We start from the raw sequence: 20,405 nt of genomic DNA on the forward strand, positions 1-20,405 counted from the left end.
ACAGTTATTCGACCCAACCGCCGCCCAGGGCAGTGAAGAGCGTTATTTCATTAACCTGTCGGGCATAAATAAGGTCGAGAAGGGTCTGGCGGGTGGAGTAAAGAGAACGTTCCGCGTCCAGCACGTTGATATAACTGACCGCACCGCTGGCATATAATCCTCTGGCACGCTGGAGCGTGATCTGGAGCGAATCAAGATAACGACGCTGAGCGTCAATTTGCTGGTTAATGCTGTCCCGCAGCGCGAGCGCATCGGCGACCTGTTTGAAGGCGGCCTGTATTTTCTGTTCGTAATTCACGACCGACTGCTGCTGACGAATTTCAGCCAGCTTCAGGTTGGCCTTATTCCTGCCCGCATTAAAAATGGGAATATCGATTTTAGGGATAAAATTCCACATCCCACTGCCCGCGGTGAAGAGGCTGGATAATTCCGTGCTGCCTGTGGAAAGCCCGCTGGTCAGGGAAATCGACGGGAAAAAGGCGGCACGCGCGGCGCCGATATTCGCATCGGCCGCGTTAAGCTGATACTCCGCCTCCATAATATCCGGGCGCTGCAGTAGTATCTCTGAGGAAAGATGAGGCGGGAGTTTTACCGGCGCAATATCGCTGGCGTTCATTCCACTGTCGCCCGGCAGCGCACGGTACGTCCCGAGAAGCAACTGCAGGGCATGATTGGCCTGCGCCAGCTCCCCCTCACGTTTGGCAATCTCTGCCTGCGTGCTTTCGATCTGTCCCCGGTCCTGCTCCAGCGCGAGTACGTTCGTACTGCCCGTCACCAGCTGTTGCTCAACGAATGCATAAGACTGCCGGTAATTTTCCAGCGTTTCCCGCGCGATACGCAGCTGTTTATACGCCAGCTGCTGGTTGAAATAGCTCTGCGACACGTTAGAGACGAGCAGGATATGCACGGCGCGACGGGCCTCTTCCTGGGCATAATAGTTCTGTCGGTCAGCCTCACTCATGTTCTTCAGCCTGCCGAAAAAGTCGAGTTCGTAACTGAGCGCAAGACGCGCGTCGTACTGCTGAGAAGCCGGTTTGTCACTTTTCAGTCCCCCGCTGTACGTGATACCCGCGGATCCGTTCAGCTGCGGGTAACGGTCCGCCTCCGTCACGTTGAACTGCGCCCGCGCCTCTTCAACCTTCAGGACGGCCATTTTTATATCGCGATTATTGTTCAGGGCTTCCGTAATCAACCCGGCTACCTGCGGATCGACAAAAAAGGTGCGCCAGCCGGTGTCCTGATACCCCGCCACCGCGGGCGTCTGGCCGTTGCGTGAAAGCGAAAACTGCTGGGGGACCGGTGACGCCGGGCGCTGATAGTCGGGAGCCAGCGAGACGCAGCCTGCCAGGATAAATACCGTACTGATGCTAAGTCGTTTTATCAGGAACATAACGGTTCAAATGAAGTCCAGAGTATTTTTAGGGCTACTCTACTGAACGCTTTCTGTTTGACGGGTGACGGGATAATGACAATGTTGTCATTTTTAACGTAAGTCATTGTGAACGGTGGCGGGCGCCATAGAATGTCATCAGCAGCCATTCTGGGGAGCATAATGAAAATACTGATCGTTGAAGACGAAATGAAAACCGGTGAGTACCTCAGCAAGGGACTCACTGAAGCGGGGTTTGTCGTGGACCACGCTGATAATGGCCTGAACGGCTACCATCTCGCCATGACCGCTGAATACGATCTGCTGATTCTCGACATCATGCTGCCCGATGTGAACGGCTGGGATATTGTCCGCATGCTCCGCTCTGCCGGCAAAGGGATGCCCATACTGCTTCTGACGGCTCTCGGTACGATTGAACACCGGGTTAAAGGGCTTGAGCTGGGCGCAGATGATTATCTGATTAAGCCATTCGCCTTTGCCGAGCTGCTCGCCCGGGTAAGGACGCTGTTAAGACGCGGAAATACGGTGATCGCAGAAAGCCAGCTTCAGGTGGCTGACTTGACGGTTGACCTCGTGTCGAGAAAGGTCAGCCGGGCCGGAAGTCGGATTGTGCTCACCAGCAAGGAGTTCAGCCTGCTGGAGTTTTTCATGCGCCATCAGGGGGAAGTGTTACCCCGCTCCTTGATTGCCTCCCAGGTATGGGACATGAACTTTGACAGCGACACGAACGCGATTGACGTGGCGGTAAAGCGGCTGCGCGCAAAGATCGATAATGACTTTGAACCGAAGCTGATCCAGACGGTGCGCGGCGTGGGCTATATGCTGGAGGTACCGGATGCGCGTTAAGCCCCTCCGACGCCCGTTCTCTCTTGCGCTGCGGCTGACCTTTTTTATCAGCCTCTCCACCATACTGGCCTTCTTCGCCTTTACCTGGTTCATGCTGCACTCCGTTGAGAAGCACTTTGCCGAGCAGGATATCAGCGACCTTCAGCAGATCAGCACCGCGATGCACCGCATTCTGCACTCACCGGCAGATCCCGACCAAAAGAAAATCAGTAAGATCAAAGAGTCGATCGCCAGTTACCGCAACGTGGCCGTCCTGCTTCTGGATCCGCAGGGCAATACCCTGTTCAGCTCGACGCAAGGGGCAGCGTTGCGCCCGGCAATGAAGACGGCGGACTTTAGCGAACACCGTCGTGCACAGGATGTGTTTCTCTGGACGGTAGAAGACCCGGCCAACCCGATGCATGCCGGGTCCGACATGAAAATGGAAACGTACCGGATTATCGCCTCCTCAGGCACGGCGACGCTGCAGGGCAAAACCCAGGACTACGTCATGCTGATCGGGCTCTCCATTAATTTTCATCTCCACTATCTTGAGGCGCTGAAAAAAAACCTTCTGGCGATTGCCGCGGTTATCAGCCTGCTGATTATTCTTGTCATCCGCATCGCAGTGCGTCAGGGACATTTGCCCCTGCGTAACGTCAGCAACGCCATTAAAAACATCACCTCCGAAAACCTGGATGCACGACTGGAGCCGTCCCGCGTCCCCGTTGAACTGGAACAACTGGTCATCTCCTTTAACCAGATGATCGAGAAGATAGAAGATGTCTTTACCCGTCAGGCTAACTTTTCCGCCGATATCGCGCACGAAATCAGAACCCCTATCACCAACCTGGTGACGCAAACCGAAATCGCGCTGAGTCAGAACCGTTCTCCGAAGGAGCTGGAGGATGTGTTGTACTCCAGTCTGGAAGAGTACAACCGGATGACCCGCATGGTCAGCGACATGCTGTTCCTTGCACAGGCCGATAATAATCAGCTCATCCCGGATCGGGTGATGTTTGATTTAAGCGCCGAAGTCATGAAGGTGTTTGATTTCTTCGAGGCCTGGGCGGAAGAACGCCACATCGCGCTGACATTCAACGGGATGCCCTGCCTGATAGAAGGCGATCCGCAGATGTTCAGAAGGGCCATCAATAATCTGTTATCTAACGCCCTGCGCTATACGCCAGCGGGCAAAACGGTGACGGTCTCACTGCGAAAACAGGATAACGACGTTGAGCTGGTGACAGAAAACCCCGGTACGCCGATCCCGCAGGCGCATCTGCCGAAGCTGTTTGACCGTTTTTATCGCGTCGATCCGTCCAGGCAGCGTAAAGGTGAAGGCAGCGGCATTGGGCTTGCCATCGTGAAGTCCATCGTCACCGCACACCACGGAAAAGTCCGCGTGGAATCGGATGCGGTGTCGACGCGCTTCATCCTCACCGTGCCGGGGAAAGTGCTCTGAACGTCAGCAAACCGCGCGGCACACTTCAAGGACCTTTTCCCTGAGCCAGCGATGCGCCGGGTCCCGTTCCATGCGCGGATGCCACATCTGGGATACCGTAATAGTGCGGGTCTTAAAGGGCAGTTCAAAAACGTGCACGCGCTCGGTCATCGCCTGATTGAGCAGGTATAACGCCGGCACCATGGCAATCAGATCGGAGGCCAGCGCCACGGATAACGCCGTCGGAAAGCCGGGCACCACGCTGGCGACCTTGCGCTTCATCCCGCGCTCCGCCAGCGCCTCATCGACAAACCCGTGCAGCGATCCGTCCGGCGAGGCCACCACATGCCCCCAGGCGACATAGTCACTCAGGCTGACCTCCGGCTGCTCTGACAGCGGATGCCCCTTGCGCACCGTGCCAACAAACCGATCCTGGAAAAGCCTTTGCAGCCGTATTTCAGGCCCCATGTTGCCCTGCACGCCAATCTCCAGATCGACAAGTCCCTCCCGCAAGTAGCGCGACGTTTTTTCCGGTTTCGGTGAGAAGCGGATGCACACCCCGGGCGCAACGCTCGCCACCGCAGCAATGAGCAGAGGCCCAAACGCCACCACAAAACCGTCGTTGGCCCGGATGGTGAACAGCCGTTCGAGGTTTTCCACCTTCAGCGCGTCGGTGGAGGGCTGCAGCACCGCCCTCGCCTCGTGCACGGCGCTTCTGGCGCGGTCCCGGGTAGCTTCGGCCCAGGGCGTCAGCACCATGTGACGACCGGCCCGCACCAGGATCGGATCGCCGGTCACCTCCCGCAGCCGGCTCAGGGTGCGGCTCATGGCGGAGGTGCTCAGGTTCAAACGTCGCGCCGCGCCCGCCACGCTGGCTTCTGCCAGCAACAAGTCGAGCGCAACCAGAAGGTTAAAATCAGGATCGGACACGATGGCTCCTCAGATATGGCGTTACGTGCAATCATTAAGTGCAAATGCTGCGTCTTCCGCCCTGTATACCGCATGATTATAGTTTCGTCATCACGATTCTTATTCGGAGTAACGACGATGACGCTCTTTTCAAACCAGCCCGGCGATGAAGGTTTACCCGGACATGAACGTGCCAGGGTGATGGCCGCCGTTATGACCACCACGCTGATGGGCGTTTTTGACGGTACCATGATCAACATCGCGCTCCCCTCCATGGCAAGCGCGATGCAGGTCCCCGCGAACGTTGCGGTCTGGTTCGCCAACGGTTATCTGCTGTCAGCGGCGATGACGTTGGCCATCTTCGCGGCGCTGGCGGCCCGCGTGGGCTATCGCCCAATCTTTCTGGCCGGGCTTGCCACCTTTACGCTCACCTCGCTGGGCTGCGCGCTGGCAACAACGCCGGAAATGTTAACCGGGATGCGAATTCTGCAGGGCATCGGCGGCGCGGCGACCCTGAGCATCGCCCCGGCGATCCTGCGGTCCGTTTTTCCGGGCCGACTGTTGGGCCGTATTCTGGGGCTGCACGCCTTGCTTATCGCCTCCAGCACGGCGATAGCCCCTGTACTCGGCGGAACAATACTGGATGCCCTGAGCTGGCAATGGCTGTTCGCCATTAACCTTATTCCGGGCAGCATCGCCCTGCTGCTGGCATGGCGGGCCTTGCCGCGGGAATCGGCCGTTGACCGCACTCCCTTTGACGCGCCAGGCGCCGTGCTCTCCGCCGTCCTGTTAGGTTCCGCAATCATGATGGCCGACAGCCTTCAGCACGTGACGCAACACATTAACCGGCAGGCCGTCTGCTGGGGCGTTCTCGCGCTGGTCAGCGCCTTCGCCTTTACCTGGCGTATCCGGCGCGCGCAACATCCGTTACTGCCACCGGTGATGTTCAGCAACGGGCGCTTCACCCTCGCCGCGCTGACCTCGCTGGCCTCGTTTGTGAGCCAGGGGATCACGTTTGTCGCGCTGCCGTTCCTGTTTCAGAGCGTGTATGGCTACAGCCCGGTGGTGTCGGCGCTGCTGTTTACCCCATGGCCGATTGGCATCGTGCTTATCGCGCCGCACGCGGGTCGCTGGGCGGATACGATCTCCGCGCCGCTGATCTCGACCCTCGGGCTTATCGTCTTTGTCGGTGGGTTGGTCCTGCTGGCCACGTTGCCGGAGAATCCTTCCGTGTGGAATATCTGCCTGCGCAGCCTGGTATGCGGTATTGGTTTTGGCTGCTTCCAGAGCCCCAATAACCGGGAAATGCTCGCTAACGTCGCGCGGGAATATGCCAGCTATGCTTCCGGCGTGTTATCGATTGTGAGGACATTCGGCCAGTGTCTCGGCGCCGCCGTGGTGGGGGTGCTGCTGGGAGCAGCGGCTGGATGGGACCATCAACATGCTATCCAGGTTGCACTGTGGCTAGCCGTTATCGCCTCGACGGGTTCGGTGGTATTTAGCCTGAGCAGGCTGCGCCCTGCGCGGTCTACAGGCAAGCGTTGCACAATGTAGGCCGGGTAAGCGCAGCGCCACCCGGCAAGAAAGACGGCGCGTTTGTTTACTCCAGCGCCAGCAGCGCAAAACTCGCCAGCCAGTGCCCGCCGCTATAGTGGCTGCCGACCACATGCCCGACGCTGGCGGCCAGATGTTTCGTCACCGCCTCGCGCAATGCCGGTTGCGCCGGGTGGCTGGCTGGAAGCGCTTTCGCAATGTGCTTCATACACCACGCACGGCTGAGGTTTAACCCGTCCAGATGGGCAATTTTCGGGTCGGTACGATCGCTCACTTCCGCCGGGTTCATCAGTGCCGTAACCGCGCCCACCTCCGGCAGAAACGCGTCAAACCAGGCCGGGAAATCTTCAGCCACCTTGCTCATCAGCAGCGCTTCTGTCAGCGCGCCGGAAATATACTCGTCTCCGCCGGGCTCATAATGAGCCGGATAGCGCGTGTCGGCGAGATAAAACCGCTCCGCCGCTGCCAGAATCGCCTGTTCAAGCGCCTTGTCTCCGACTGCGCGACCGTAATCGAGCGCCAGCGCGAGGGCAAACGCGGTGTTGTAGTGCGTCCCAACGCGGATCGGATAGGTGAGCTTACCGAGGTAATCTACCAGCCGGTTGCGAATATCCTGGGTGAGCGGCGCCAGCGTCTGGTACCAGCCCGCGGCCTGCGGCAGCGACGACTGCTTCAGCTCCTGAGCCAGCGCCAGCAGCCAGCCGTAGCCATACGGTCGCTCAAACGAGGCGCGGAACGGCGCGGTAAAATAGGCCAACTCCTTCGCCACGTTCTCTTCGGTCATGTGCTCGTCAAAAAGCGCGACGATCGCCTCCCGGCACGGTAATTCTGGATAGAGGCGCACGCAGCGCAGCAGCAGCCAGTAACCGTGCACCGCCGAATGCCAGTCAAAACAGCCGTAGAAAATGGGATGCAGCTCGCGCGGCGGCAGAACGTCACCATCATCATTCAGCAGGTGCATAATGTGGTTCGGGTATTCCTGGCGCAAATAGGTCAAAGGCATGCGGGCAAACGCGTCGGCCTGATGTTGCGTTAATTCCATGACAGCTCCTTAGCGAAACACGAGGAAATACATTAAGAACACGTTCACCACCAGCAGGGTTAACGCGGTCGGGATCTGGATCTTGATCACCTGATATTTGTCTTTCAGCTCCAGCAGCGCGGCGGGAACGATATTGAAGTTCGCGGCCATCGGCGTCATCAGCGTGCCGCAGTAGCCTGCATACATGCCAATCGCCAGCAGCGGCGCAGGGTTGCCGTGATGCACGTTGATCAGAAACGGCAAGGCGATACCGGCACTTAATACCGGGAAGGCCGCAAAGGCATTACCCATAATCATGGTAAACAGCGCCATACCCACGCAGTAAATCACCACCAGCATAAAGCGGCTATCCGGGTTCACAAACAGACTCACCACCTTCTGTACCGAGTCGCCCGTGTTGGCCACCACGAACACGCCGCCGAGCATGGCCAGCATCTGCGGCAGGATCACCGCCCAGCCGATGGTATCGACAAGACGACGGGACTGACGAACGGCATGCAGCGGCGTGCCTTTGGTCAGCCACCAGCCGGTGAGGATCGCCGCGACGCAGGCCACGCACAGCGCCGCCAGGGTGAGCTGCTTCTGATCGAGCAGAAACACGCCGCCGACCGAAACGCCCTTCAGGAATAACGTGCCCAGCACCGTCACCACCGGGATCATCAGCGCGGGCAGGAACAGCCAGTTTTTAAGCCGGTTTGACGACGCGACGCGCTCCTCCTCGGTCGACATTTTATAGTGCCCTTTCCCGACGAGGCCAAAGCCCGCCAGCAGCGCGATGGCGATAACCCCGCCGCCGATAATCCGGTACGCCAGCGATTTGCCGAGTTCCTGAACCATCAGATCGCCAAACAGGAAGATCCCGCCAAACAAGAACCAGAACAGCGCGGTGGTAAAGCGCTTCGGATTGGCGCGATCGCGCAGGGTCATCACAACCAGCAGCATCACGACAAAGCCAATCAGGTAGTACACGCGGTTAATGGTGATAAGCGTCATCATTGCGCGGCCTCCTGCGTACCCTGCTCTGCACGCCAGGCCATCACGTCGCGACGGATACTTGCATCGAGGCGCAGCAGGCGCGTCATATGAATAATCAATGCCGCAATCGCGGTGGGAATGGCCCACAGGCCGATATGCAGCGGTTCAATGCCCTGAATACCATTCTCTTTCAGGAACGCGTCGATCAGCAGCACCGCCCCAAAGGCAATAAAGATATCTTCCCCAAAGAAAACCGCGATGTTGTCACACGCGGCGCCGTGGGCTTTGATTTTGTCGCGAATGTGCTGCGGCAGCTCGCCATATTCGTTCAGCGCCGCCCCTTCGGCCATCGGCGCCAGCAGCGGGCGCACCGTCTGCGCGTGACCGCCCAGCGACATCAGACCCAGCGCGGCGGTGCCTTCCCGTGCGACAAAATAGAGCATCAGAATACGCGCTGAGGTGGCGCTGGCGATCTTCGCCACCCAGGCCTGGGCGCGCTCTTTAAGCCCGTAATATTCCAGCAGACCAATCACCGGCAGGATCAGGATGAAGGTGGCCAGCGATCGGCTATTGACGAACTTCTCGCCAAAGGTCTCCAGCAGCATGCCGAAATCCATCCCGACCAGCAGACCCGTCGCCAGCCCCGCCACCACGACCACCAGCAGCGGGTTGAAGCGCAGTGCAAAACCAATAACCACGATCGGTATCCCGATCAGCGGCAACAGCGTAGTACCGTCCATAACGTTTACCCTATCGAAAGTGAGCGTTGCGCGCCGACGGCTATTTTTTTAATTTGCGGCGAGCGATGTTGTGTTTTGTTGGCAGGCTTCGCAAAACCTGCGCTAAAAAGCTATATCTGAACCTCAAAAACATGTAAACAAATTATCAATAAAATGTTCTTATTTTATCGATGAGTTTACATTTCTGGCTAAGGAACGTTATGACCTCAGAAAAGAGTGCTTCACCCGATCGCGACGATATCAACGATGGCCGGATCGTCTCTTCCCGCCACCTGGTATCCGAGCGCTGCGCGGAGTTATCAGAGCTGGAATATGCGCTGATCATGACCAGCAACGCGTTCAACAAATGGATGGTGCGCTGCATGACGGCTGCCGGCGAGCCCGATATGGGCGCCTTTGACGTTTCGCTGCTGCATCACGTGAACCACCGCGACCGCAAGAAAAAGCTGGCCGATATCTGCTTCGTCCTCAACGTGGAAGATACCCACGTGGTGACCTATGCCCTGAAAAAGCTGGTCAAAGCAGGCTACGTGACGAGCGAGAAAGCGGGTAAAGAGCTTTTTTTCTCCACCACGGAGGAAGGGAAAGCGCTGTGCATGAAATACCGGGACGTGCGGGAAGCGTGTCTGATTGCGATCCACGCGGAGAGCGGCATTGCCGGGAAGTCGATTGGCGAGACCGCGCAGCTGTTACGCACGATCTCATCCCTGTATGACACCGCCGCCCGGGCGGCGGCGTCACTGTAACTAAGGACGGCGGAACAGCGTAATGCTGCGCCCGGCCAGTTCGTACTCAACGGTTTCGGTGATCGCTGTCCCGGTGGCAGCGTCATCCGCCGTAGACAGCTCCAGCACCCATCCCCCTTCGCCAAATTGCGGGATCTGGAACGGCACGGTGCCTTCAAACGGGTTGAACAGCATCAGCACGTCGTGCCAGATACCGTCCTCCTGCCGCAGATCCGGCCTGCTGATGGAGACCCCAAGCGTCGAGCCTTCATCCCACTGCTCGGCCTGCTGTGGACCGCCTCCGGCATTGAACCAGCGGATCTCCAGCCCGTCGCGCCAGCTTTCACGGCGCAGCAGCGGCTGTTGCGCGCGAAGGGCAATGAGACGACGGGTAAACTCACGCAGCGCAGCGTCGTTTTCGGAGAGTCCCTTCCAGTCGATCCACGAGATCTCACTGTCCTGGCAGTATCCATTGTTATTCCCCTTCTGCGTACGGCCAAACTCATCCCCCGCCAGCAGCATCGGCGTGCCGTGGGAGAACAGCAGCGTGGTCAGGAAATTACGTTTCTGCCGTTCGCGGGTAGCAATAATATCCGGGTTCTCGGTTGGCCCTTCCTCGCCGTAGTTGTACGAGCGGTTATCGTTATGCCCGTCGTTATTGTCCTCACCGTTGTCGGCGTTGTGCTTTTCGTTGTACGACACCAGGTCATTCAGCGTAAAGCCGTCATGGGCGGTGATGAAATTGACGCTGGCCCACGGACGGCGTCCGCGCAGATCGTACAGATCGCCGGAACCGAGAAGCCGCGCGGCAAAGTCCGTGGAGACGTTGTCCCCCTTCCAGTACTCGCGAACGGTGTCGCGGTATTTGTCGTTCCACTCCCCCCAGCCTGGCGGGAATCCGCCCACCTGATAGCCGCCGGGACCGATATCCCAGGGTTCACCAATCAGCTTCAGTCGGGATAAGACCGGATCCTGAGTCATGGCGTCAAAAAAACCGCCGCGCGGGTCAAACCCTTCGGGCTCGCGGCCCAGGATCGTCCCGAGGTCGAAACGAAAACCGTCAATGTGCATCGATTCCGCCCAGTAGCGCAGGGAATCCATCACCATCTGCAGCACGCGCGGATGCGAGGTGTTGACCGTGTTTCCCGTCCCGGTGTCGTTGATATAGTACCGGTGCTGGTCCGGGAGCGTGCGGTAATAGCTGTAGTTATCAATTCCCTTAAACGAGAGCGTCGGGCCAAGCTCGTTCCCTTCCGCCGTGTGGTTGTACACCACGTCCAGAATCACCTCGATGCCTGCGTCATGATAGGCGCGCACCATGTCGCGAAAACCCTGGATCCCCGCCGGGCCGTAGTAGCGCGACGCCGGAGCAAAAAAGCCCAGCGTGTTATAGCCCCAGAAGTTCTTCAGACCGCGGTCGAGCAGATGCTGGTCGTCCGGGAACCAGTGAACTGGCAGCAGCTCCACCGAGGTAATGCCCAGGCTTTTGATATAGTCGACCGAGGCTTTATGCCCCATGCCTTCAAACGTGCCGCGCAGCTCGGGTGGTATGGCCGGGTTCATCTGGGTAAAGCCTTTCACGTGGCTCTCATAAACAACGGTATGCGGCCAGGGCACGTTCGGCCGGTTGTTGTCCTGCCAGTCAAAGGCGTTCGGGTCGATGACCCTGCCTTTCGGCGTGAACGGCGCGCTGTCCCGCGTGTCAAAGCTCAAATCCAGCTCGTCATGCCCCAGCTCATAGCCGAAATGGGCATCGTTCCAGTCGATGTCACCCACCAGTTCGCGAGCGTAGGGGTCGATAAGCAGCTTATGCGGGTTGAAGCGATGACCGTTTTCCGGGTCGTAGGGGCCGTAGACGCGATAGCCATACAGTGTCCCCGGCTTCAGGTCAGGCACATAGCCGTGCCAGACCTCATGGGTATACTCGGGCAGCTCCAGCCGGGCGATTTCCGTTTTCCCGGACGGGTCAAACAGACAGAGTTCCACCCGTTCAGCGTGAGCGGAGAACAGCGCGAAGTTAACGCCCTTCCCGTCATAATTCGCCCCCAACTGCTGGCCATGACCGGCCCGAATTTCAAACGTTGTATCCTTTGCCATTTTCGTTCTCCACGATTATTCGCAGGTAAGCAGAACCAGTACACATCCCTTTTCTGGCGTTAACGCCAGCGTTTCTTGCAGCATGCGGCTTTCGCCGCTGAACAGATCCCGATAGCGCTTCCCGGCCAGTTCGTCGGGTAACGCGACCGTGGTATTGACCCACAGCTGATGATTATCGGTGACGTCAAAAACCAGACGCGGCACGGCGACAATCAGCGCCTCGTCGTCCTTAACGCGCGCATAGACAATCAGGTTCTCCTCGCGATCGCCGCTGACCTTAAGCGGCAGCCAGTCGCCGTAGCGGAAAAGCGCGTCGTAGTGCGGTCGAAGCCGCAGCAGCGTGGCGGTAACAAACTGCTTCACCCTGCCGTCCCGCCAGCATGCCGGGTTGTCAAACACCCCGGCATCCGCCGCACTGAGGCTCTGCACCAGGGCCGGAAAGTCCGGCTCGCGTCGGTTATCCGGGTCGACAAGGCTGAAGTTAAGCGCCTCGCTGCCCTGATAAATATCCGGCACGCCGGGCGCCGTCAGCTTGATCACCGTCTGGCTGAGGCTGTTCATCAGCCCGGCGCGGATAAAGGGCTGCATCGCCTCGCTGAAATCGTGCAGGAACAGGCTATTGTCCGGTGAAAGCAGGTGCCGCGCGTAGCTCAACACCACGCTCTCATAGCTCTCGTTACTGTCAATCCAGTCGGTGCGCTGTTTCGCCTCGCGCAGCGCTTTTTCGAGGAAGCCGAGAAAACGTTCTTGCAGTGATGCCAGCCCGTCTGCGTCGTCCGGTGACAGCGTGGCGGGCCAGACGCCCGCCAGCGCCTGGTAGATCATCCACGTATCGGCGGCGTTCGGCGCGGTACCGTCATTGAGAAAACGCACCTGGGTCTGGTTCATCTGCCGCCAGCGGGCCAGATTTTCCCCCCAGCGTTCCGGGGCTTCCGTCAGGGTATAAAGGCGCGCCCGGGCATCTTCCCCGCGCTTGGTATCGTGCGTGGAGGTGCCCAGCAGCGCGTCGGGCTGACGGGCCAGACGAATGCGCATCTCCTGGTGAAAGCGGGATAAGGAAAACGCGCGCGGGGTCGGGTCGGCACCGACTTCATTGAGCGCAAGCTCGAGGTTGTGGCGAAAGAAAAGCGTGTCTTCAACGGACTTCGCCATCAGCGGCCCGGTAAGCTGCTGGAAGCGGGTCCTGAACAGCGCGGCGCTCTCGCGGCAATCTTCCGGCAGGTCGCCGGTAAGAATGCGCACGATCAGGCTGAGCGCGGCTTCCGACGTCTCCACGCTGGCAACTACGCGGTTAAGCAGCGCCACGTCCGGCGGGGTTAACCCCTCGCGAGTGCCATAGGTGCGGTAGACCGGAAACGCAATAAGCAGTTCGCGCAGCGCGTGGCGGATTTCCTCGCGTGGCAGCGCAACCTCATTGCGGCGTGCCAGATCCTCAGCAAGGTTTAGCAGCGTAGTGAATTCACCCTCAAAATTACGATCGGCCATCAGGCCTTTGGCATCGCGCAGTTCCGCGTGGCGATCGACCGTGATGCCCAGCGTCTCGTCATGGATTTTCTCAAGACGTCCCAGGCTATCGTCGTCGACCAGCACTTCCGCCAGCGAGGCGATAAACTCGTAGCCGGTGGTACCGGATACCGGCCAGTCAGCGGGGAGCTGTTCCCCTTTGGCGAGAATCTTTTCGACCGTAATGTAGCAGTCGGGCCCGGTGGCCTGCCGCAGGCGCTGCAGATAGCTCAGCGGATCCGCCAGGCCGTCGACATGGTCAATGCGCAGACCATCCACCACACCCGCGTGGACCAGCTCAAGGATCAACCGATGCGTGTCGTCGAAGACTGCATCATCTTCAACCCGAACGCCGACCAGCCCGGTGATCTCAAAGAAGCGCCGCCACGAGAGCTGCTTTGGCGCCTCCCGCCAGGACATCAGCCGCCAGCTTTGCGCGTTGTGCAGTTCTGCAATGCTCTTCTCCTCGCTGTATGTGTCGGGGTTGAGCGGATACTCGGCGTCGTAGTAGACCAGCGCGGCCTTTTTCGTGACAGGGTCACGTTTTAGCGTGATATCTCCCTTCTCCAGCTCCGCCTCAAAGGTGTCGCCAAGAAACGGCAGCGTTAGCGGTCGCGACCCGTCGATATCGAAGTAGCGGAAATAGCGGCTCTGCTGGCCATATTCAATCACATCCCGCCACCATGCGTTTTCCAGCGAGGTGGACATGTGGTTGGGGACAATGTCCAGAATCAACCCCATACCGGCCTGCTTAAGCGCGGCGGCCATACGGTCAAACCCGTCTCGCCCGCCGATGGCAGGGTCGATTTCATTCGGGTTGGTCACGTCATAGCCGTGGGTAGACTCCGTCGTGGCAGTGAACACGGGCGACGCGTAAAGGTGGCTGATGCCGAGATCCTTCATATACGGCACCAGCGCCACAACGCGGTCGAAGGTCATGCCGTTACGGAACTGAATTCGGTACGTGGCGGAAGGGATCATAACGATGCTTCTCCATCAGCAAAGCGAACGACAATACCGTTCGGGGGTAAAACGTCAGTGACCTCCGGCGAGGCAAAACGCGTCTCCCCCGCCAGAGCGGGCAGCGCGACAGGCTTAATGCCGATATTAAGCGCCAGTGAGAGCGTCCCCGACGGAAAGCGCCAGCATACCGCCACCATGCCGGGCGCGGTCTTGAGCACATGGCCCTCAACGGCGCCGCCCGGATGCAGAAGCGGAACGATATAGCGATGGCGCAGCGTCAGCAGATGGCGCGTATAGCGCAGCCACGTCTTGCCCTCGTCGGTGGCGACTTTATGCCAGTCGAGCTTTGAGCGGATAAACGTGTTCACGTCGTTCGGGTCCGGGACGGTTTCATCGTGCCCGGCATGGCCAGTAAACTCTTTCGCGCGCCCTTCCCGCACCGCCTTTGCCAGTTCGCCGTGAAAGTCGGTGAAGAACAGGAACGGATGCGTTTCCCCAAACTCCTCGCCCATAAACAGCAGCGGGATATGCGGGGAGAGCAGCAGCGCGGCAAGCAGCACCCGCGTCTTGTCGGCACCCGCGAGGGAGATAAGCCGCTCGCCCTGGGCGCGATTGCCGGTCTGATCGTGGTTTTGAATAAAATCGACGAAAAACTGCGGCGGCTGGGTGCGGCACTCCACCCCGCGAGATTCTCCGGTTTGCAGAGACACCTCGCCCTGGTAGACAAACCCTTCCGCCAGCGCCCGGGCGAACTTTTTCTCCGGCTCAAAGGCAAAATCCTGGTAGTAGGCGTGCGTCTCACCGGTGGCAAACACGTGGGCGGCGTTGTGGAAGTCATCGTTCCACTCGCCGGTAAACAACGGCGCGTTGCCCTGTTCATCGCGCGGATGCAGGAAAATCACGTTGCGGCTGTCTTCCGTGGTCAGGTGAACGTGACGGTGCGGAATGGCCTCGCGAATTTTTGCGGCAATCTCCTCGAGAATATGCGTATCCGAGCCGTCTTTAATCTGGTCGATGGCATCAAACCGCAGGCCGTCCAGCCGGTATTCCGTCAGCCAGAAGAGCGGCGCGTCGGTCATGTACTGTCTCACCGGCTCGCGCTCGTAGGCGATGCCGTTGCCCCACGGCGTCATCCGCTGAGCATCGAAAAACGCGGGCGACAGCAAAGGCAGATAGTTCCCCTCCGGGCCGAAGTGGTTAAGCACGATATCCAGCACCACGGAAAGCCCCAGCCCGTGCGCGGCATCAATAAACGCGTGGAAATCCTCCGGCGTACCGTAGGCAGAGTGAGGGGCATACAGCAGCACGCCGTCGTACCCCCAGCCGCGGGAACCGCCAAACTGAAAGACGGGCATCACTTCAAGCTGGGTAATCCCGAGCTCCGCCAGATACGGCAGCTTGTCGATGGCCGCCCGGAAGGTGCCCTCCGGGGTAAAGGTGCCGATGTGCAGTTCGTAAATGATCGTCTCTTCCCACGGCCGCCCTGCCCAGTCGCGGTTGACCGGCTGGTAACGTCGGGGATCGATCACTACCGAGGGGCCGTTAACGTCGCCCTTTTGCGCCCGCGAGGCGGGATCAGGCACCGCCATGCCGTCCTGAAGAACAAACTGATATTCTGCACCGTGCGTGACGCCAGGGACGTCTGCCTGGAACCAGCCGCCGCCTGTTGCCGTCATCGGCACATCGGTGGCGGCAAGACGTAGCGTAAGTTCTTTCTGTCCTTCTGCCCAGACGCGAAAACGTACAACGTCATCGGAAATAAACTCAGCACCCCACTGCTTTTGAAATGTCCTGAATTCCATTCATTGTCCTCGAATGACCCACATTTTACGCGGAACGAAGTACAAGCTTAGTTCAGGATTAAAAGTGCGTGAGCTCAGCGGATTTAACCGCTTCGTCTATTCTTTATGAAATAACTCACTATCGGGAATACTATGCAGATTCGAAAAGGATTAAATACGGACCTCGTCCGTCTTGAATGTTGTGACTTTTCTTTCACTATTAGCCACATTGCGCGAGAGCCCTTTATCCATTGTGATTTGCATATTGAAGCCGTCGCCGAGCCGTGGATAAAAACCTACGAACTTGACATTCAAACGCTTGAAAACCATTGCGTTAATCCGGACGCCATATTTCTTGTGGCGGAAACGGATGATGGTGAATTAGCCGGATTTATTACCGCGTCAATCGGCTGGAATAAGTTTATTTCAGTGGATTATATTGCCGTTGATCGCACCAGACGCAGAACCGGCGCCGCGCAAAAATTAATGGCCGCCGCCCACGTCTGGGCCCGCAGCGTAAACGCGCCCGGATTACGGCTTGAAACACAAAATGTGAACGTCTCCGCCTGCCTGTTTTACCGTCACTACGGATTTACTCTGGGCGGGTACGACCGTTATCTCTACAACGCCTTGCCGGAAAAAGACGAGGTCGCCCTGTTCTGGTATTACATGCTGGTCTAGCGGAAACACATTGCCACATCGCGGTCATATTTCTGTCACTGAATTTCATTACGCTTTCGGGATTTTAACCAGGGTGTTGAGGAAAAAAGCGTGAATTCAATGGCTAAGGCATTACTGCTGGCATTACCTGTTATGAGTGCAGCGGCAACCGCGACGGCTGCCGGGCGCGACCTGTGTGAACCGAAAGCGTACGAAATGGCGCTGCGCTATCAGCAGAAATCGGCAGAGATTATGGCCCTTCAGCTGCAAACCTATCGGTTTGCCACCGAGCGTTTCAACGAGAAGTTAAAAGATCTGAAAACGCCCGAAAACTACGCCGTGGTGATGGACCTCGACGAAACGGTGCTGGATAACGCCCCTCTGCTGGTGCGCGACGCGGAGCAGTGTCACGACTATACACAATGGGACACCTGGAGCGACTGGGAGAAGCAGGGAAAACCCGGCTTAATCCCGGGTGCAAAAGCGTTTCTTGACCACGTGAATCAGAGCAAGGTCCGGATCTACTATGTCTCGGATCGTATGCAGGAAAATAAAGCCGACACGCTGAAAACGTTAAACGCTCTCGGCCTGCCGCAGGTGTCTGACGAAAGCGTGCTGCTGGATACGGTCAGCAAGGAAGAGCGCCGCCAGAGCATCCTCAAAAAGCAGCAGATCGTGATGCTGTTCGGCGACAGCCTGCCGGACTTCGCCGTGCAGTTTAAAAACAAAAAGCCGAGCGAGCAGCAGCGTGAGCTGGTTGAAGCCAGCGCCGAACACTTCGGCAACGACTGGATTGTGCTGCCTAATGCCGCTTATGGCGCCTGGTCCAAAGCCACGCTCGAGAGCTGGAACGCACCGCTGAAAAAATAAGGTCTTACGGGCCGGAAAAGCATTGCACGCCTTCCCGGCCTTTCGGTTGACTATCCATCCCGTTTATAGGTCCTATCATTTCTGGGCAGGTTCTTATAATTTTACGGAGCAGTAAGATGAGCACTTTCAAAGGAGACTCGTATGCTTACCGTGAAAAAACTTGCTCTTTCCACGCTGATTTCCAGTTCACTGCTTTTCTACCCTGCGCTCCAGGCCTCGGCAGAGACGCCCCAGCACGTCGTTAAACAACCGGCGGGCGGATATAGCGTTCAGGTTGGGGACGTTCTGGTCACCTCGTTTACCGACGGGACCGTCGCGCAGGATCTGCACAAGCTACTGCGCCGGACAACGCCGCAAAACATTGATGCGCTGCTCGCGAAAAATTTCCAGACCAACCCGGCTGAGGTCTCCATCAACGCGTTCCTGATTGCGATACCCGGACATAAAATCCTGGTGGATACCGGCTCTGGCCAACTCTTTGGTCCTGATACCGGCGGACGTCTGGTTGAAAGCCTCGCAACGCAGGGGATAAAACCCGAGGACATCACTGAAGTCCTGCTGACTCACGCTCACTCCGATCATGCCGGTGGTCTGGTGAAAGATGGCAAGGTGGTGTTCAGCAACGCGCGCGTTTTCGTTGGCAAACCGGATATCGACTTTTTCTTTAACGACGACAATCAGAAGAAAACCGGCTACGGCAAGAACTACTTTGACGTCGCGCAGAAGACCTTGAAGCCCTATCTTGACGCGGGGAAAGTGGTGCCGTTTAGCGGCACATCGGAAATTCTCCCGGGTCTGACCGGCACGGTTCATCCCGGCCATACGCCGGGTTCAGCCTTCTACACGCTAACGAGTAAAGGCGAGAAGATCACCTTTGTCGGCGACATCATTCATGCCGCGGCGGTTCAGTTCCCGCAGCCTGCGGTGACCATCACCTATGATGAAGATCAGAACAAAGCGGCAAGCGTACGCGAGCATGCGTTCGCTGACTTTGTGAAAAACAAGGACCTGGTTGCCGCCCCGCACCTGCCTTTCCCGGGCATCGGCTATGTGACGAAAGGCGAGAAAAGCGGTTATGCCTGGGTCCCTGTCACCTATACCAACCGGGACGCCAGCGGCGCGAAATAGAGCGATGACGCGGATATCTGACATGGACATAGCCCTGCTCCTGACGCTGGACGCCCTGCTTCAGGACAGGAACATCACCCATGCGGCCGCTCGGCTGGGCATCAGCCAGCCCGCGCTGTCTGCCCGTCTCGCCCGTCTGCGCACGCTGTTTGGCGAACCGCTGTTCATTCCCTCCCCGCATGGACGCGGGGTATTACCCACGCCGCGAGCGGAAGCGCTCAGGCCGCAGGTGGCGAACGTACTGCGCGGCATCAGCGCGATGTTTGCCCCCACGGCATTTGATGCGCAAACCAGCAGCCGGACCTTTGTTATCGCGCTGCATGAGAACCCGGCGCTGATGCTCGGCACCGAACTACTTAACCAGGTGGGAACCGACGCCCCCGGCATCCGCCTGCGCTTCGCCCTGCCAGCAATGGCTGACCTGCCGCAGCAGCTGGAAAACGGGGATGTGGACATCTACATCGGCGTGAGCGCGGGCGCCCATGACGGCTGGGTGAGGCGCAAACTCCTCGACGACGCGTTTGCCACCGCTCAGCGTAAAGGCCATGCGCGCGGAACAGGTCCGTTAGATCTGGAAAGCTACTGCGCGCTTTCCCATCTGGTGGTGTCGTCAGTGGGAGATCCGTTTACCGGCTTTGTCGACCAAACTCTTGCCGGGCTGGGCTATCAGCGACACGTCGCCATGTCCACCCAGAGCTACGCCATGGCGCCGCCGCTGGTTGCCGGTACCGACCTGGTCTGTACCCTGCCGGAACGGATGCTGCGACGGTTCGCCAGCACGCTGGATATTTTTCCACCACCGCTGCCGCTCCAGCCGATTATCATCAACATGTACTGGCACCCGAAAAACAGCCAGGATCCGGCGAATGCCTGGCTACGCGAGCAGCTGCTGCGGGCCGCCGGACGTCAGGTGTGATCGAGGGTAACCAGAAACTTTTTAAGCACTTCTGAGCGTATAATCCGGTGGCAAACCAGGGTGAGTTCGCTCTCCCGCAACCGGTCGAGGATGTCCACGTAGACGACGTTCTCGACGCTCACCGCCTTTGCCGACGCGGGCAGCAGCGCCAGACCAAACCCTGCCGATACCAGGCTTATCACCGTGGGCACGTCAGTCGCGTTTTGCACCACGTCCGGCTGAAAGCCCGCCCCGCTGCAGGCGTCATAGAAATACTGTTCCAGCCCCATACCCTCCGGGTCGCGCAGGGAGATCCATTTTTCGTCTTTCACCGAAGAAAGCGTCAGCGCGGCGGACCCGGCCAGCGGATGCTGACGATACAGCGCCAGCACCGTTTTCTCCGAGGCGAACGGCCGGCTTTGCAGATCGTCCGGTAGTGACGGCAGCGGCGCGCGGATGATGGCCACATCCAGCTGGTTGCTCTGCACGGCGGCATAGAGCGTCTGCACGTTTCCCGTCATCAGCGACATGGTAATGGCCGGCCAGCGGCTATGCATCTGGCGAAGCGCGGCGGGTAGCCTGCCGTCGAACATCGCGCTCGACACGCACCCGAGGTTTAACACGCCCTGCTCGCCCCTTGCCGTCTGTCTGGCGTCCAGCACCGCCTGCTCGGTTAACGAGATGGCAAGCCTGGCTTTTACCAGGAACGCTTCGCCCGCGGGCGTCAGGGTTAAGCGGCGATTCGCACGGCTGAAAAGCGTGACGCCTAAACGTTCTTCCAGCGCCTTTATCTGCTGGCTCAGCGCCGGTTGCGCCATGTTCAGACGCTCGGCGGCCCGGTGCATATGGAGCTCTTCGGCCACGACGATGAAGTGGCGCATCTGACGAAACTGCACGAGACGAC

The 20,405-nt window shown here is 58.6% G+C and carries 17 protein-coding genes; 8 read left to right on the forward strand and 9 right to left on the reverse strand.

The genetic code is table 11. From position 1 onward, the window contains the following. Window positions 1-4 precede the first annotated feature (4 nt). Entirely contained in the window at window positions 5-1,390 is a 1,386-nt protein-coding gene (locus ACMGGU_RS09525) for an efflux transporter outer membrane subunit (protein WP_420300479.1), read from the reverse strand. Window positions 1,391-1,552: 162 nt separating this feature from the next. Here ACMGGU_RS09525 and ACMGGU_RS09530 point away from each other — a divergent pair, with 162 nt between their 5' ends. Together ACMGGU_RS09530 and ACMGGU_RS09535 are read left to right on the forward strand one after the other, a co-directional pair. Beyond that, window positions 1,553-2,236 (forward strand): copper/silver response regulator transcription factor, encoded by a 684-nt coding sequence (locus tag ACMGGU_RS09530; RefSeq protein ID WP_045910575.1) that lies wholly within the window; start codon window positions 1,553-1,555, stop codon window positions 2,234-2,236. Continuing rightward, on the forward strand, window positions 2,226-3,680 hold the full coding sequence (locus ACMGGU_RS09535) for a Cu(+)/Ag(+) sensor histidine kinase (RefSeq protein ID WP_262822792.1): 1,455 nt from the start codon (window positions 2,226-2,228) through the stop codon (window positions 3,678-3,680). Before ACMGGU_RS09530 ends, ACMGGU_RS09535 begins: the two co-directional genes overlap by 11 nt. Before the next feature lie 3 nt (window positions 3,681-3,683). Here ACMGGU_RS09535 and ACMGGU_RS09540 read toward each other — a convergent pair whose 3' ends face one another. After that, window positions 3,684-4,589, reverse strand: a complete 906-nt coding sequence (locus ACMGGU_RS09540) for a LysR family transcriptional regulator (RefSeq protein ID WP_420300480.1) — start codon at window positions 4,587-4,589, stop codon at window positions 3,684-3,686. Window positions 4,590-4,706: 117 nt separating this feature from the next. Here ACMGGU_RS09540 and ACMGGU_RS09545 point away from each other — a divergent pair, with 117 nt between their 5' ends. Next, window positions 4,707-6,122: an MFS transporter gene (locus ACMGGU_RS09545; protein ID WP_223540519.1), complete on the forward strand. Its 1,416-nt coding sequence runs from the start codon at window positions 4,707-4,709 to the stop codon at window positions 6,120-6,122. A gap of 46 nt (window positions 6,123-6,168) precedes the next feature. Here ACMGGU_RS09545 and ACMGGU_RS09550 read toward each other — a convergent pair whose 3' ends face one another. From ACMGGU_RS09550 to ACMGGU_RS09560, 3 genes are read right to left on the reverse strand one after another with little or no spacing between them, the layout of a single operon-like run. Then, window positions 6,169-7,164: a DUF2891 domain-containing protein gene (locus ACMGGU_RS09550; protein ID WP_420300481.1), complete on the reverse strand. Its 996-nt coding sequence runs from the start codon at window positions 7,162-7,164 to the stop codon at window positions 6,169-6,171. A 9-nt stretch (window positions 7,165-7,173) separates the two neighbouring features. After that, window positions 7,174-8,160 carry a DUF979 domain-containing protein gene (locus tag ACMGGU_RS09555; RefSeq protein WP_024908532.1) on the reverse strand — a complete coding sequence of 329 codons (987 nt, stop codon included), beginning with the start codon at window positions 8,158-8,160 and terminating at the stop codon, window positions 7,174-7,176. Next, window positions 8,157-8,879, reverse strand: a complete 723-nt coding sequence (locus tag ACMGGU_RS09560) for a DUF969 domain-containing protein (RefSeq protein WP_420300482.1) — start codon at window positions 8,877-8,879, stop codon at window positions 8,157-8,159. The genes ACMGGU_RS09555 and ACMGGU_RS09560 overlap by 4 nt, the downstream gene beginning before the upstream one ends. A gap of 200 nt (window positions 8,880-9,079) precedes the next feature. Between ACMGGU_RS09560 and ACMGGU_RS09565 the strand changes: the two genes are divergently transcribed. After that, entirely contained in the window at window positions 9,080-9,625 is a 546-nt protein-coding gene (locus ACMGGU_RS09565) for a winged helix DNA-binding protein (RefSeq protein WP_024908533.1), read from the forward strand. Here ACMGGU_RS09565 and glgX read toward each other — a convergent pair whose 3' ends face one another. From glgX to treZ, 3 genes are read right to left on the reverse strand one after another with little or no spacing between them, the layout of a single operon-like run. Further along, on the reverse strand, window positions 9,626-11,701 hold the full coding sequence (gene glgX / locus ACMGGU_RS09570) for a glycogen debranching protein GlgX (RefSeq protein ID WP_063621668.1): 2,076 nt from the start codon (window positions 11,699-11,701) through the stop codon (window positions 9,626-9,628). Between the two features lie 15 nt (window positions 11,702-11,716). Next, window positions 11,717-14,185 (reverse strand): malto-oligosyltrehalose synthase, encoded by a 2,469-nt coding sequence (gene treY, locus ACMGGU_RS09575; protein ID WP_420300483.1) that lies wholly within the window; start codon window positions 14,183-14,185, stop codon window positions 11,717-11,719. Then, window positions 14,182-15,969, reverse strand: coding sequence for a malto-oligosyltrehalose trehalohydrolase (treZ, locus tag ACMGGU_RS09580; RefSeq protein ID WP_420300484.1), 1,788 nt, complete (start codon window positions 15,967-15,969; stop codon window positions 14,182-14,184). The genes treY and treZ overlap by 4 nt, the downstream gene beginning before the upstream one ends. Before the next feature lie 132 nt (window positions 15,970-16,101). Between treZ and ACMGGU_RS09585 the strand changes: the two genes are divergently transcribed. From ACMGGU_RS09585 to ACMGGU_RS09600, 4 genes are all read left to right on the forward strand, one after another. Then, window positions 16,102-16,629: a GNAT family N-acetyltransferase gene (locus ACMGGU_RS09585; RefSeq protein ID WP_045910584.1), complete on the forward strand. Its 528-nt coding sequence runs from the start codon at window positions 16,102-16,104 to the stop codon at window positions 16,627-16,629. Window positions 16,630-16,728: 99 nt separating this feature from the next. Beyond that, window positions 16,729-17,478, forward strand: a complete 750-nt coding sequence (locus ACMGGU_RS09590) for a 5'-nucleotidase, lipoprotein e(P4) family (RefSeq protein WP_420300967.1) — start codon at window positions 16,729-16,731, stop codon at window positions 17,476-17,478. 141 nt (window positions 17,479-17,619) lie between these two features. Continuing rightward, the gene (locus ACMGGU_RS09595; protein WP_395299297.1) at window positions 17,620-18,606 is read left to right on the forward strand and encodes an MBL fold metallo-hydrolase; all 987 of its coding nucleotides are present in this window, start codon (window positions 17,620-17,622) and stop codon (window positions 18,604-18,606) included. Between the two features lie 4 nt (window positions 18,607-18,610). Beyond that, the gene (locus tag ACMGGU_RS09600; protein WP_262801670.1) at window positions 18,611-19,522 is read left to right on the forward strand and encodes a LysR family transcriptional regulator; all 912 of its coding nucleotides are present in this window, start codon (window positions 18,611-18,613) and stop codon (window positions 19,520-19,522) included. Here the strand turns inward: ACMGGU_RS09600 and ACMGGU_RS09605 are convergent. Further along, window positions 19,513-20,397 (reverse strand): LysR substrate-binding domain-containing protein, encoded by an 885-nt coding sequence (locus tag ACMGGU_RS09605; protein WP_008501665.1) that lies wholly within the window; start codon window positions 20,395-20,397, stop codon window positions 19,513-19,515. The two genes, ACMGGU_RS09600 and ACMGGU_RS09605, sit on opposite strands and share 10 nt — an antisense overlap. Window positions 20,398-20,405 lie beyond the last annotated feature (8 nt).

This window comes from Enterobacter sp. BNK-8 (genome assembly GCF_048685095.1).
Lineage (GTDB): Bacteria > Pseudomonadota > Gammaproteobacteria > Enterobacterales > Enterobacteriaceae > Enterobacter > Enterobacter quasiroggenkampii.

Bases quoted from the DNA above. Each gene is read 5' to 3' on its own strand.
- ACMGGU_RS09555 (WP_024908532.1), bottom strand. From the start codon at position 8,160: ATGATGACGCTTATCACCATTAACCGCGTGTACTACCTGATTGGCTTT.
- glgX (WP_063621668.1), bottom strand. From the start codon at position 11,701: ATGGCAAAGGATACAACGTTTGAAATTCGGGCCGGTCATGGCCAGCAG.
- treY (WP_420300483.1), bottom strand. From the start codon at position 14,185: ATGATCCCTTCCGCCACGTACCGAATTCAGTTCCGTAACGGCATGACC.
- ACMGGU_RS09595 (WP_395299297.1), top strand. From the start codon at position 17,620: ATGCTTACCGTGAAAAAACTTGCTCTTTCCACGCTGATTTCCAGTTCA.
- ACMGGU_RS09530 (WP_045910575.1), top strand. From the start codon at position 1,553: ATGAAAATACTGATCGTTGAAGACGAAATGAAAACCGGTGAGTACCTC.
- ACMGGU_RS09550 (WP_420300481.1), bottom strand. From the start codon at position 7,164: ATGGAATTAACGCAACATCAGGCCGACGCGTTTGCCCGCATGCCTTTG.
- ACMGGU_RS09560 (WP_420300482.1), bottom strand. From the start codon at position 8,879: ATGGACGGTACTACGCTGTTGCCGCTGATCGGGATACCGATCGTGGTT.
- ACMGGU_RS09590 (WP_420300967.1), top strand. From the start codon at position 16,729: ATGGCTAAGGCATTACTGCTGGCATTACCTGTTATGAGTGCAGCGGCA.
- ACMGGU_RS09545 (WP_223540519.1), top strand. From the start codon at position 4,707: ATGACGCTCTTTTCAAACCAGCCCGGCGATGAAGGTTTACCCGGACAT.
- ACMGGU_RS09535 (WP_262822792.1), top strand. From the start codon at position 2,226: ATGCGCGTTAAGCCCCTCCGACGCCCGTTCTCTCTTGCGCTGCGGCTG.
- ACMGGU_RS09525 (WP_420300479.1), bottom strand. From the start codon at position 1,390: ATGTTCCTGATAAAACGACTTAGCATCAGTACGGTATTTATCCTGGCA.
- ACMGGU_RS09565 (WP_024908533.1), top strand. From the start codon at position 9,080: ATGACCTCAGAAAAGAGTGCTTCACCCGATCGCGACGATATCAACGAT.
- treZ (WP_420300484.1), bottom strand. From the start codon at position 15,969: ATGGAATTCAGGACATTTCAAAAGCAGTGGGGTGCTGAGTTTATTTCC.
- ACMGGU_RS09600 (WP_262801670.1), top strand. From the start codon at position 18,611: ATGACGCGGATATCTGACATGGACATAGCCCTGCTCCTGACGCTGGAC.
- ACMGGU_RS09585 (WP_045910584.1), top strand. From the start codon at position 16,102: ATGCAGATTCGAAAAGGATTAAATACGGACCTCGTCCGTCTTGAATGT.